Genomic DNA, 14,341 nt, shown 5'->3' with positions numbered 1-14,341 from the left:
GCTTTGGTTTACCTCTTTATCATACAACCAAATTGTATGAACCAGGAAGAATACCTAAAGCTGTATGAAAAATACATTGCAGGCCTTTGCAGTACAGCGGAAGAGGAAAAGTTGTACGCCTATATGGATGACTTCAAAATGTTGGATGCCGATGAGGCAGCAGATGAAGTCGGAGCCTCAAAACGCAAGGACCAACTCTTCCAGCAAATCAATCGAACCATTCAGCATTCCGATAAACCGCTAAGAATACATTTTAACTGGATGAAGTATGCCGCAGCAGTGTTTTTAATCCTTGGTGCAGGCTTTTTGTTTTTTGATAACCAAAAGCCCCAGCCGGCAGGTTTAAATTTCCAGAAACAGGTCGCAAAAGCTAAATTGCCCATCACGCCGGGCCGTAATACAGCGACCCTAACCCTTTCAGATGGTGTTGTTGTAGACTTAGCCCAGGCCGGAAACGGTACAATTGCCAGCGCCGAAGGTGCACGGGTACAGAAATCAGGAGATGGTTCCATCATTTACCAGGCATCAGGAAAAAATGGCGACACCGAAAGTTTCAATACCATCAACGTTCCCGCAGGTGGTCAGTACAAGGTGGTTCTGCCAGATGGCACAGCTGTTTGGCTAAATGCCTTGTCCAGGCTGACGTATCCAACAACGTTCAGTGGCAAGACCCGCGAAGTAAAACTGGAGGGAGAGGCCTATTTTGAGGTCGCCAAAAACGCAGCGAAGCCATTCATTGCAAGAGTAGACGATATGAGGGTTACCGTATTGGGTACCCATTTTAACATCAATGCCTATGACAAACGGCGATATAAGACCACGCTTGTAGAAGGATCAGTACAGCTGAGCCAGTCGGCCAGAGTAGCATTGCTTAAGCCAGGGCAGCAGGGCGTAGTAGACCCGGAAAATGAAAACATCAAAGTCGCTTCCGTAAACGTGAATAAAATTGTGGCCTGGAAAAACGGCTATTTCATGTTCCAGGACGATAGCATCAAAGATATCATGGCGCAGATCAGCAGGTGGTATGATGTAGAAGTTGAATTTGAAGGCAGCATGCCAACCAAGACCTTCGGAGGTATTTACTCCAGAAATAAAGACATCAATGAATTGCTCAAAGGACTGGAACTTACAGGTCTTGTCCGCTTTAAGATTGAAGGAAGGAGGATTGTTGTTATGGCCTAGGTTTACCAGATCAATCAGGCCGGTATTTGTCCCCGCCCGGACCGAATGTTGAAACAACATGGAAATGATCAGGGGTCGCACAATGATAGATAAAATCTTAAATCACTAACCAAATGTATATAAATTTTACTGCGTCAAACAGGAGCCAATCCTGTGTAAAGCTTAGAATTTGCCGTATGATGAAGCTTACCTGTATCCTGCTGCTGGCGGTATTACAAGTAACTGCAAAGACCTACGCGCAGAAGATAAGCTTGAAATTCAAAGATGCGCCTTTAGAAGATGTGCTGCTGAATATCAGACAGCAAAGCGGATTTGATTTCTTGTATAGTTCAGAGCTGCTGACCCAAGCCAAGCCTGTAACTTTAAACCTAAAAGATGCCTCCATTGAAGAGGCACTGAAACTTTGCGTAGCAGGACAACCTTTTACGTATCAGATCAATCAGAAAACGGTTACACTGACCCCAATAAAGCTTAGTAAGCAGCAGAATCTTACGGTAACCGGAAGGGTAACCGATCGCACCAACCAAGCTTTGCCCGGGGTAAGCATCCGGGTAAAAGGAGCCAATATCGGCACCATTACCGATCAGGATGGCCGCTACAGGATCACTGTACCGGCAACCACAAGTGTTCTGGTATTTTCCTACATCGGTTATGAAACTCTGGAAAGAACCGTGAACAACCAGCAACAGATCAATGTTACGCTGGCAGAAAATGCTCAGGCCTTGAGTGATGTTGTGATTGTAGGTTATGGTACGCAGCGCAGAACCAGCGTTACCGGCGCGGTTGACCAGATCAGTGCAGCTGCTTTAGAAGGTAAACCTGCAATGAATGCCACACAAGCGCTACAAGGTGTATCGCCAAACTTAATTGTACAACAGCGGAATGCAGAACCTGGCGGTGCCATCAATCTGAACGTCAGAGGTGTCGGTACCATGGGCGACAACAGCCCCTTGGTGGTCATTGATGGTATTGTTGGCGGAGACATCAACCTGTTGAACCCATCAGATATCCAATCCGTATCCGTTCTTAAAGATGCCGGTAGCGCAGCCATCTATGGATCGCGTTCCTCAAACGGCGTAATCCTGGTTACAACCAAACAAGGGAGTAAGAACTCCGGCACTAGGGTTACCTTAAATGCACTTACCGGTGTTCAGGTGCCCCACATCTTATACAAGCCGGTGCAGGGTTATGAAAATGCGATCTTACGCAATGAAGCAAACGTAAATGCCGGATTAACGCCAATCTACAGTCCGGAGCAAATCAGGGACTTTCAATCCCGTGGCGATGAGCAATGGTTTTTAAACGGCATCCTTAAAAACGCCTTGCAGCAAAATCATAATGTTAGCCTGTCTGGCGGAAATGCCAACTCCAGCTACCTGGTTTCTGTGGGTTACGCCGATCAGGAAAATAACCTTGTTGGGCAGAACTTCGGATTGAAGCGCTACAACTACCGCATTAACATGAATAACGAGTACGGTAAATTTAAGTTGACCAGCATCTTATCGTATGCCAAAACGCAGATCAACGATCATTCCTCCAGTACCTCAACCCTAATCGTGGATGCAGGGCGTGTACCTACCATCTTTAAGATGAAGGATGAGCAAGGTCGCTACCTTACCAATGAGGTTTTGGCGGAGTTCAATCCCTTAGGCCAGCTAGAAAAAGGCGGATACCGGAAATATGATAACGACAACCTTTTTGGAAGTCTGAATGCGGAATTTGCCGTTACCGATTTCCTGAAATTACGTGCAGTCGTTGGTGGTACCTTAACCGCAAATCATCTTTTCGCAAGAACCTTGCGTGTGGACTATTATCCTCAGGGTACTTCTGGTGCAGACCGCAACACCAATGATGAGAATACCAAAAATCTGTTCCTGAACACCCAGTTCCTGGCAGAGTTTAATAAGACCTTCGCACAGAAACATGCAGTTAATGCTTTGCTTGGTGTTTCGAACGAATCCACCAATAATGAAGAGAACAGACTGTACCGGAGGTTTACGGATCCGGAGCTTGGTACACCAATCACGGAAACGGTAATTGATCCAAACTCCTCGAACACCAATCAACGGACAAATGAAAGTAGCCTGAACTCTCTTTTTGGTAGGGCCGGTTACTCCTTTGATGATAAGTACTACGGACAGGTCGACTTCCGTGTAGATGGCTCTTCAAAATTCAGTAAGCAAAATCGCTGGGGCTTTTTCCCGGCCATCTCTGCTGGTTACCGCATCAGTCAGGAGGACTTTATGGAGAACTACCGTCAGCGTTTCGGAGATCTGAAGATCCGTGGTTCCTACGGTATTCTGGGAAATCAGAATGTGGGTAATTACCAGTTCCAAACCACGTATTTCAGCTTCCAAAATGCTTATGCCTTCAACAATAGTGTCGTAAGCGGTACAGGTTTTAACTTTGCCAATCCGGACATCCGTTGGGAGCGGGCATCCACGTTCAATATTGGTGTAGATGCAACCTTCTTCAAAAATAGCCTTACCGTATCGGTCGATTACTTTGATAAAGTTACCCGCGATATCCTTGTTGCGCCGGTGGTGCCAGGAATTTTCGGTACCTCACTGCCAGACTTTAACTCTGCAAAAATGCAGAACCGGGGCTGGGAAGCTAGCATTAACTATCGGATTTCCGGCGACAAGTTCAATCATCAGATCGGCCTGAATGTTGGCGATTCTAAGAATAAGGTTCTGGATTATGGCGGCCGTGAGCGGATCTCATCTTCCGATGAAATGCAGTTCATCATACGTGAAGGCTTGCCGTTTAACTCCTATGTAGGCTTAAAAACCGATGGCTATTTCCAGAATATAGATCAGGTAAATAGTGGTCCAAAGCCGGAGGGTATCTCTGTTTTACCAGGTGATATCCGTTATGTGGATGTAAATAAAGATGGGGTGATCAATGATCGTGACCGCTTTGTGCTGGGTAATGCCTTCCCGCGACTCACGTTCGGTGTGACTTACGCGGTAAGCTTCAAGAACTTCGATGCAAACATCTTTATCCAGGGTGTAGGCAGACGTGATGCATTCATCCGCGGTGAGATGGTAGAGCCATATCACTTTAACTATGGCCAGGTAATGTATCAGCACCAGCTGGATTACTGGACACCAACAAATCCCGATGCACGTTACCCACGTCTTGCGGCAAACGGTAGCCAGTCTAACGCAAACAACTACAGAAGAGGCTCTGATGCATACCTTTACGATGCCTCTTATGCCCGTTTGAAGAACCTGCAGATCGGATACTCACTTTCAACCGAAACCGCTAAAAAGATCGGTATGCAGAAGCTCAGGATATATGCTTCAGGGCAGAACTTGCTAACCTTTTCTAAACTGAAATTCTTAGATCCGGAGAATACCGAGTTTAACAACAACCTCAGTAATTCAGGTGCAAATAGTGCGCGTGCGTATCCAACACCGATATACATAGGAATGGGTCTGGATGTAACCTTTTAATCTATTAACATGAAATCAATAAAACACATAAGTTGGGTAGTGCTGCTGTTTCTAACAACAATAACTTCCTGCAAAAAGCTGGATCTGGTGCCAACCGACCGTTTCACGGATGTGAACTACTGGACCTCCACCGAGAAAGCCAACAGCATTCTCAATACGGCATATTCTCAAATGTTCAACAGCAGCAGGTTTTTCCTGAACGAAGCCTTGTCCGACAATGCCTATAATGGCAGGGGTGATAATGAAGGTGTAGCCTCTATTGCTTCCGGGACATACGACGCTTCACTGGGCAGAATAAAAAGTGAGTGGAATGATCATTACAGCGGGATCAAGACCTGCAACCTCTTTTTAGATAATGTAGACCGGATCGAAAATATGGATCCTGCTTTAAAAGCCCGTATGAAAGGCGAAGCAAGGTTCCTTCGTGCATTTCAATATTTTCAATTGATGACCTGGTTTGGCGATGTGCCTTTGTTTGATAAGGATATTACCCTTGAAGAGTCGCTTTCCATCGGTCGTAGTCCAAGAGCAGAGGTGCTTGCCTTTATCTTAAGCGAACTTGATGCTGCAATCGAAGCGCTGCCGCTGAACACCGCGTATGCACAGGCAGATCGCGGCAGGATCACCAAAGGTGCAGCCTTAGGACTAAAAGCCAGGGTATACCTGTATGAAGGCCGCTGGCAGGATGTTGCGACAACCTGTGAAGCCATAATGAGTGGCAATAATGGCAGCTACAGCTTGTTCAATTCCTATGCAGGTTTGTTTTTACCACAAAATGAGAACAATTCAGAAGTACTGCTCGACTTCCAGTTCGATCCGGTGAACAGGACCTACAATCACCTGTTTGATTTTGTGCCAATTTCTGTTGGCGCCCGTTTAAATGCGCTTGCGCCTACACAGGAACTTGTAGATAGTTATCTGATGACTAATGGAAGGACAATCAACCAGGCAGGCTCAGGCTATGACGCGGAAGATCCTTATGTAAACCGTGATCCAAGAATGACCGCGACAATTGTTTACCATAACTACAACTGGACCCGACCAGATGGCACCAGCAAAACCATTTACATTAAACCAGGAACAGATCCGGATGATACCAAGATGGATGAGTATGCTGCAGGTGGGGTAAGTTCTCCGACAGGCTATTACCTGCGTAAGTACTATGATCCAACCTCTTTAACCAACTTCGTCTCCGGACTAAACCTTATTCTGATCCGCTATGCCGATGTTTTGCTGATGTATGCGGAAGCCAGAAATGAGCTTGGTACCATGGATGAGTCTGTCTGGAACCAAACGCTGCGTGCACTGCGTAACCGGGCTGGATTTGTGGATCCTGTGGCGCTTAACTTCAATGCTTCGCTTGGGCAGGATGGCTTAAGAACGGCGATCCGCAATGAAAGAAGAACAGAGCTCGCTATGGAGGGTCTGCGCATATTCGATATTAGAAGATGGAAAACTGCTGAAGTGGTGCTAAACGGTTGGTCACATGGTGCCAAATACGGCCCGGCTTCAATCGATAATGGCTATATCCGCGCTAATCTACGTGTTTTTGATCCTGGAAAACACTACCTATGGCCAATTCCAAGAGATGAAAGAAACCTGAATCCAAACCTTCAACAAAATCCAGGCTGGTAACACATAAACCTATCAATATTAAGATCATGAAAAATAATTTCTCTAAAATATTTCAAGCTGGCCTGATGGTGCTGGCTGTTGTAACCGGGTGTAAGAAAGACGATACCCTAAAACATACGCAGGTTTCGGCCGTGAATACCTTGTTTGCACCTGCAAATGAGGCCTCCCTGAAGCTAGATCCTAAAGCTGGTTCGACCGACTTCGAATGGGAGCAGGCACGTGCCGAGGATGGCGGAGTTGTTCAGTATGAAGTGGTATTCGACAAAGTTGATGGCGACTTTTCAAAACCATTATATTCTTACCCTTCGGAGGGGAACGGTCTCTATAACAGATTGACTTTGACCCATGCTGAAATGAACAAAATTGCTGCAAGCGCAGGAATAGAAGCGCTGGCAAAAGGCAAGATCAAATGGACCGTACGTTCCTCGAAAGGGATCAACGTGAAAGCGGCAGCTGAAAACCGCACGCTGGAGCTGGAGCGCCCGGCCGGCTTCGCTGAAATACCTTCAGACTTATTCCTGACCGGTGCAGCATCTGAGGGTGGTGATGACCTGTCCAAAGCTGTTCGCTTTAAGAAGACCGCTACAGGCGTTTTTGAGATCTATACGGCGTTGAAAAATGGTAGCTACCACTTCAGTGATGCAAATTCTGGCTCGCCGAAAACCTTCTCCGTAACCAACTCGACATTAATTGCAGATGGAAGTACAGAGATGACCGGAGGTCCTAAGGTAATGCGTATCCGGGTAGACTTTAATACCGCATCGGCAAACTTTACCGAAATCGAATCCTTTAATGTATTCTTATCCGGCGACAATAAGGTGATCTTCAGTCTGCCTTATGTGGCTAATGGCATTTTCAAGGCAGTAGATCAGCCGGTGGTATTTAAGAGTGAGTCCTGGGGTAGGGACGAGCGGTACAAGCTGCAGATGAAAGTTAAAAAGGAAGATGGTGCTCAGGATACAGAATGGTTTGGAAGCACCAACCTGGATAATCAGGCGCCAACTGCTTCTACACCTCCGGCGTATTTCAACGTTGTACCGGTTAACAATTCACAATATGACTACTCGTTTAAGTTTTACAAAGATGCAGACAACAAGAACGTTGACATGGAAGTGTTCTTCCAGGCAGAGGGCGTTTACACGCATAAGGTAACGGTAAAATAGGCATATGAAAAAGATGGTAAAAATCATGATGGTATCCGGCGTTATTGCCGGATCCATCGGCTTTGTCTCCTGTAAAAAGGATGTATTTCCCTTGTATGGAGACGAAATTATAACGGTAGATTACAACTATAGTGCACTTGCAGATTCTGTACAGCAGCAGACCTACAAAGTTTTCCTGTCATCAAATGCAAATTACTTTGTGCAGAACAATCAGGGGAATTCAACTTTTCACTATTGGCCAAATGCCCATATGCTCGATGTTATGGTTGATCAGTACCTCAGAACAAAAGATCAGAAGTATGTGGCACAGATGAAGGCCTTGCTTTCAGGCATAAAAGCGGAGAACAACAATGTTTTCCCAAATAACTTCTATGATGATATGGGCTGGCTCGCATTATCAAGCTTAAGGGCGTTCGATGTCACCAAGGATCAGGCCTACACAGAAGCGACCGACGTGTTATGGACCGACATGAAGAAAGGTATTTCGAATGTGATGGGGGGTGGTATGGGCTGGACCAAGGACAGGCCAAACTTCAAAAACACGCCGGCAAACGGACCTGCGATTATCCTGGCAGCAAGATTATACCGCCTGCAGCAAAAACAGGAAGATCTTGAAACAGCTAAATCACTTTATGCCTGGTTGAAATCCACGCTTGTAGAGCCTGGAACTTTCCGCATCTACGATGGTATCAACTATGACGGAAATGGGGAACTTGCAAAGAATAAATACACTTATAACTATGGTTTATTCATCGGTGCAGGCTTGGAACTCTATAAAACGACAAAGGAGCGCAACTATTTGGATGATGCCATTAAGACTGCAAATGCTGCCATCGGCGATATTGAGCTTGCACCAGGTGGAATCCTGAAAGATGAAGGTCAAGGTGATGGTGGTTTATTCAAAGGGGTCTTCATCAGGTATCTGACTTTGTTAATTAACGAACCTGATGTGTCAGCTACGGACCGCGCTAAGTATGTTCAGTTTATCAAGTTTAACGCACAGACTTTGTACACCAAGGGCATTAGTCGTCCGGCTTTAATGATCAGTCCGGCCTGGGACAAGGCTCCTGGTGCCAGCACGGATTTTACCACGCAGTTGAGTGGAATGATGTTGCTTGAAGCTGCTGCGGAGTTGAAAAACGCGGGAATTCTTGAATAAAACGTCTACTATAATCCGTAGATTCGTGTAAACAGAAAGGGCGTCCATTGGACGCCCTTTCTGTTTAATTCAACTTCACTATTTTGTGATGATCTCGATTTGTCCTCCTTTTTGGAAGATCTCATGTGGTACGAAGTACCCCTGAATAGCTTTTCCATTTACTTTGATGGAAGTGATCGCGCGACCTTTGTTGGGCTTTTTGATCGTCACCATCTTGCCGTTGCTGCTGCGCCATTTTACCTCGTCAAAAAGTGGTGCAGTAACAATATACTCCGGATCAGTAGCCGAGAACGGATACAGTCCTAAAGAACTGAATACATACCAGGCCGACATCTCACCCGCATCATCCATTCCGCTGAGTGCCAGTCCTTCTTCTCCAATGCCGTACAGCGTATTCATGATCGTATCCAGGATCTTCTGCGATTTCTCTGGCTTGCCGATAAAATGGTAGGAGAACGGTGCTTCATGATCCGGTTGATTGCCATGGCAATATTGACCAATGAAGGTCTCTACGTTTCTGGCAATATGTTTTGGGTTCCATGGCACGGTAAACAAGGAGTCCAGCTTGGATTCAAAACCTTTCTCCCCGCCGTATAGGGCAATAAGGCCTTTCATATCATGCGGCGCAAAGAAGGATACCTGCCAAGCATTTGCCTCACGGTACATATATTCATAATATGGGTACTGCGGATCGAAGGGGCTGATCCAATCGCCATTCGCCAACCTGCCCCGCATAAACCGCGTAGAAGGATCAAACATGTTCTTGTAGTTCTTAGAACGGGCCATAAGGATCTTGTAGTTCGCGGAATCACCGAGTTTCTTTGCCATCTGTGCCAGCGAATAATCATCATAAGAATACTCTAATGTCTTAGAAACACCAGCACTGGCTTTGGTCTCTACATGCGGATTCTTGATGTCAGGGTCAGAAATGAAACCTTTCTCAATGTACTCTGCGATGTGCGGGCGTGCTCCGCCTGGGACATTGGCATTCTTCAAAAGGATCTCGTAGGTTCCTTTAACGTCGAAGTCGTCTATACCACGCAAGTAAGCGCCAGTGATGGAAGAAGCACCATGGTCGCCATGGAAGAATGTTGGTATGAAGCCAGTTTTGTCGCCAACTTCTTTCATGGATTTAATCACATCTAAAGTCACCTTGGGCGAAATCATGCCCAGGAGCACGTCCTTATTCCGGTAGGTATCCCATAATGAAGGTTCGGTATAATAGTTGTAATCTGCCTTAGCTTTGTTGTGTTTGGCATCCGTAAATTCACCATTAACATCGCTTCGTAATGCTGGCCATAAAAACGAACGGTATAAGGAAGAGTAAAGCATTTGTTTCTGCTTCTCGGTTCCACCTTTTACCTGTATGGTTGACAGCAACGACTCCCATTTTTTCGTGCCTTCTGAAGCGATCTGGTTGAAGTTTTTATTACCGATCTCGGCTTCCAGGTTTTGCTTGGCATTTTCTGCACTCACGAATGATAAGCCAATCTTCAGTTCAACCGGACCATTGCCGCCGTTTGCTAAATGTACCAGTGCATAGCCAGTTTGCTTACCTTCCCCTTGTTTTTCCAGCTTGCTGATATTGGTGTTTAAGACGGCATAGAAAAAGATCTTTTCTCCGGTTTGCTGATAACCTTTAATGACGTTGTTACCAACTTGTTCGATACTCCAATTAGAGATCCTGTTGTTTGCCCTGGCTAAATCGAACAGGATTTGTCGATTGTTGTTATCCTTGAATTCATATTTATGATACCCGGCCCGCAGGGTGGAGGTGAGGCTAACGTTAACGTTATAGTCGTCCAGATAAACCTGGTAGAAACCCGGCGCAGCGCTTTCTTTTTTGTGGGAAAAAGTAGAGCCGAATTTGAATCCTTTATTCAACGAAGCTAAATTCTTACCCGGGTTGGATACTGGGAGCACGGGAATATTGCAGAGATTCCAATGGCCTTTATTGGTGTGCGTAAAGGCATAGATCACGTTGTCTTCATATTCATATCCGGCACCAGAGCCATACTCCGTCATCGGACTGAGCTGTACCATCGCGTTAGGCAGTGAACTGCCCGGGAAAGTCAAGCCTGCCCAGGATCTCCAGCCTTCTGGGAGTTCGTAGCCCAGGATCTTAGGGTCTGTGAGTGGATAGGTTCCGATAAAAGTATTTACATACTTGGTGTAAGCGGTAGTTTGGCTTTTACCTGTGAGGGAGGCGGTCAAAATAATTGTAGCGGCGAGTAAGCTCTTTCGAAAATAGTTCATCATGTTTATTTTTTGGTTAGTTATTCGGCAGTGTTTTTAGCATACGCAATTGACTTAGTGTATAAGTTAATAAGCAGGAAGCTATTTGTTATACTCTATTTTCACCGTAGCATAAAGGCTTCTAACTTCCATTTCAGCTAGCACCTCCATTCAAATATGGAGTTTTCCGACTAATTAAAACAGACCAAAGTAAGCTTTACTATACGTCGGTATTGCGATCAACATTCATTCGATGTTAAAGCAGCATTACTCTGCTGTCTGTCATAAAAATGTTACGCCTTGAACTTCGGTTGATCTTGTACATCAAGGATATAATTCCCTCCTTTGAGTTTAGTAAAACGTTTTATCTCTCTTGTAACATGGATTTATGTAAAGTGTAAACTTGTGTGTAGCAGGGAAGACGTTGTCAGAAAAGTAAACCAAATTTAATTCGGTATGAAAAAAAGTTTTATCAAACTTATTAAACCAGGGCCGGTAATGATCGCAGGAAGTGTGTTGCTCGGTTTGGGCTTCAATCACTCTGGTGTTTTTGCCGCGCACATTAACATCGAACGCAGTGCTACGTTCAGCACCAAAACTGGGCAGGCGCAGATCCAGGTTCAGGGTGTTGTTCGAGACGAAACAGGACAGCCAGTTCCGGGGGTAAGTGTAAAAATCAAAGGAACTACTACTGTTGTGGCGACAGATGCAAATGGACGATTTAGCATTGCAGCACCCGCTACAACATCTGTATTAGTATTTACTTTCATCGGCTATGATGCTCAGGAAGTGACTGTTGGGAACCGGACAAACATCACGGTGAATTTAAAACCTAGTTCAACAACACTGGAAACGGTAGACGTAGTGGCAGTGGGTTATGGCACGCTGAAACAAAAAGAAGTTACCTCTGCTGTAAGTCATGTTGGTGCAGAAGATTTTAGGCAAAGTGGTTCTAGAAATCCACTAGATCTTATTCAGGGTAAGGTTCCAGGTCTGGTTTTAACCAGAACTTCTGGTTCTAACCCAAATAGTGCTGTTGATGTACAATTGAGAGGAGCTATCACAGTGACCGGTAGCTCAAGTCCCTTGTTTGTAATCGACGGTATTCCAGATGCGAACCCAGATCTACTGCAACAAGATGACATAGAATCTATTGATGTGTTGAAAGATGGATCTGGTGCAGCAATATATGGTACACGCGCGAATGCGGGTGTAATCATCATTACGACTAAGAAGGGTAAAGCAGGACCACCAGCGTTTAACTATTCCTCTTACTTCAGAAAAGAGTACCTGAATAACAGACCAGATTTTTTAACGGCGGACGAATACCGTCAGAAAATTGCTTCGGGAGAAATCAAACAGGAGGACTTTGGTAGTAATACGGATTTTTATGATGCGCTGGTCAATCACGGTAACCTATCGCAAAATCACAATCTGTCTATGTCAGGTGGTTCTGAAAAAAGCAGCTATCGTGCAAGTATCAACTATAGAGACTTACAGGGGGTTGCCTTGGAAAATGGCCGAAAAGAGTATACTGTTCGCTTAAACATCAATCAAAAAGGCTTCAATGATCGCCTAAGCGCCCAGTTCAACATTGCCAGCAATTTCAATAATGCAAATATGCTGGGCGGCGGCGGCTGGGAAAGTGAGGCAGCCAAAAACCCGACCTTAAGCAATTTCAATCCAGACGGTTCGTTCCGTTACGACCAGTTGAGTACAAATGAGTATGCGCGTTTGTTCATGGAAACCAACAGGCGTAAGCAACAGACGACCTCCGCAGATGCAAAATTTGATTTGGACATCATAGACGGCTTAAAGGCATCCGTGTTTGGATCGGTAACTCGAGACAGTAGAAATGACGGTGCTTATCGCTACAAAAACAGTGAGTTTTCACTTGAGAACGAGGATGAGAATTTTCGGGGCGGCGGATACGCTTCAAGAGGAAGTGATTTGAGTCAACGTTTTGCCCTTGAGCCAACCTTGCAATTCAACAAAACTATTGCGGAAGTACACAGTATTAACGCTGTGGCTGGATATAGCTATCGTTATGAGCTCAACGAAGGATCGTCAGCATCCAATATGGGCTTTATAAACGACCTATATCATGAGGATAAACTAGATGAGGGAACAGCTTTGGCCCTTGGGAAAGCGTCAATGGACAGTTACAAAAATGATAATACCTTGGTTGCGTTTTTCGGTAGGGTAAACTATGCCTTCAATAATAAATATCTCGCACAGTTTATCTTGAGACGTGAAGGTTCATCTCGCTTTGGAGCTAACAATAAATGGGGTAATTTTCCGGCGGTTTCCGTGGGATGGAACCTTTCTGAAGAGGATTTCTTAAAGGACTCTAAGACGATTAATTACCTTAAATTCCGAGCAGGCTATGGTATTACAGGAAACAGTGGTTTTGCGAACAATGCGTCAAGGGTAACCCTTGGCGGTGGAGGGAGATACCTGTTTCCTGATGGAAAATATTATGAAACTTATGGACCAAGTAGAAATCCAAATCCAAACCTTAAATGGGAGACGAAAAGAGAACTTAACCTAGGTTTAGATTTCCGAATGATGGACAATAAACTTAGTGGATCCGTCGATGTATTTAAGCGGACAACGAAAGATCTATTAGATACCTATATCACTCCACAACCACCATATGTTCAGTCTACAATCTACGCTAACGTAGGTCAGATTTCTTCGAAGGGTATTGAACTTGCGTTAAGTTACGCGGCCATCAAAAAGGGAGATTTCAGCTGGGATATTGATGTAACGGCAAGCACGCTGAAGAATACCCTAGATTCATACTCGAATGACCTTTTTAAGGTTACCTCAAAAACCTTTGGAGAAATTGGAGGGGCAGGAGCGTTGGGAGATGCAATCACGACCTATGAAGGCGGTTCACTTGGCGAATTCTGGGGTAAAAAATTCGCAGGCTTCACTGAAGATGGTAAATGGTTGTTTTACAATAGGAATGGAGAAGCTGTGAGGAATGACCAAATTCGTACTGGAACCGATTTAGCAACTACTGACTATGTAAAACTTGGAAATGCGATTCCTAAGTACTACGCTTCATGGAACAACAATTTCCGATACAAGCAATTCGATCTTCGTATATTCCTGAGAGGTAAGTTTGACTATAAGATTCTAAATACAACAGCACTGACCTACGGAAACAAAAACTGGTCTGGTAACCTGCTGCGTGAGACTTTCACCAAGCACAATCAGATCGACGATACTTACATGTATTCCGACTACTACCTTGAAGAAGGTACAAATGTCAAAATCGATGAGGTCACTCTGGGCTACAGTTTCAAGCTAAATTCCAAATGGGCTAAAAGTGCAAAAATCTATGCTACCGGACAGAATTTAGCAACCATAACAGGTTATTCAGGAAATGATCCTGACTTTGTAAGGGATACCGGCTTGGGACCCGGTGTTGATAATCGTGGTGCTTACCCAAGTACCCGTTCCTTCCTAATTGGATTAAATGTTGGATTTTAAGCAATCGA

7 protein-coding genes are annotated in these 14,341 nt (G+C 45.0%); 6 read left to right on the top strand and 1 reads right to left on the bottom strand.

The features are described 5' to 3' along the window. Positions 1 to 36 precede the first annotated feature (36 nt). The 5 genes from ACTHQF_RS01860 (at position 37) to ACTHQF_RS01840 (ending at position 8,597) form a co-directional block, all read left to right on the top strand. Positions 37 to 1,182 (top strand): FecR family protein, encoded by a 1,146-nt coding sequence (locus ACTHQF_RS01860; RefSeq protein WP_440428142.1) that lies wholly within the window; start codon positions 37 to 39, stop codon positions 1,180 to 1,182. Between the two features lie 176 nt (positions 1,183 to 1,358). Continuing rightward, the gene (locus ACTHQF_RS01855; RefSeq protein WP_440428141.1) at positions 1,359 to 4,640 is read left to right on the top strand and encodes a TonB-dependent receptor; all 3,282 of its coding nucleotides are present in this window, start codon (positions 1,359 to 1,361) and stop codon (positions 4,638 to 4,640) included. Between the two features lie 9 nt (positions 4,641 to 4,649). Further along, a complete protein-coding gene (locus ACTHQF_RS01850; protein WP_440428140.1) occupies positions 4,650 to 6,275 on the top strand; it encodes a RagB/SusD family nutrient uptake outer membrane protein in 1,626 nt (541 codons plus the stop codon). Between the two features lie 26 nt (positions 6,276 to 6,301). Further along, a complete protein-coding gene (locus ACTHQF_RS01845; protein ID WP_440428139.1) occupies positions 6,302 to 7,438 on the top strand; it encodes a SusE domain-containing protein in 1,137 nt (378 codons plus the stop codon). Between the two features lie 4 nt (positions 7,439 to 7,442). Further along, on the top strand, positions 7,443 to 8,597 hold the full coding sequence (locus ACTHQF_RS01840; RefSeq protein WP_440428138.1) for a glycoside hydrolase family 76 protein: 1,155 nt from the start codon (positions 7,443 to 7,445) through the stop codon (positions 8,595 to 8,597). A gap of 78 nt (positions 8,598 to 8,675) precedes the next feature. Here the strand turns inward: ACTHQF_RS01840 and ACTHQF_RS01835 are convergent, their stop codons facing one another. Continuing rightward, a complete protein-coding gene (locus tag ACTHQF_RS01835; protein WP_440428137.1) occupies positions 8,676 to 10,856 on the bottom strand; it encodes a GH92 family glycosyl hydrolase in 2,181 nt (726 codons plus the stop codon). Positions 10,857 to 11,288: 432 nt separating this feature from the next. On the opposite strand from ACTHQF_RS01835, the gene ACTHQF_RS01830 reads away from it, so the two are divergent. Further along, complete coding sequence (locus ACTHQF_RS01830) at positions 11,289 to 14,333, top strand: SusC/RagA family TonB-linked outer membrane protein (RefSeq protein WP_440428136.1); 3,045 nt, start codon at positions 11,289 to 11,291, stop codon at positions 14,331 to 14,333. Positions 14,334 to 14,341: the final 8 nt, after the last annotated feature.

The sequence above is a fragment of the Pedobacter sp. SAFR-022 genome, from assembly GCF_051965375.1.
In the GTDB taxonomy this organism is placed as follows: domain Bacteria; phylum Bacteroidota; class Bacteroidia; order Sphingobacteriales; family Sphingobacteriaceae; genus Pedobacter.
Note: the sequence above shows the minus strand (reverse complement) of the source record. Positions and strands in the feature narration are given on the sequence as shown.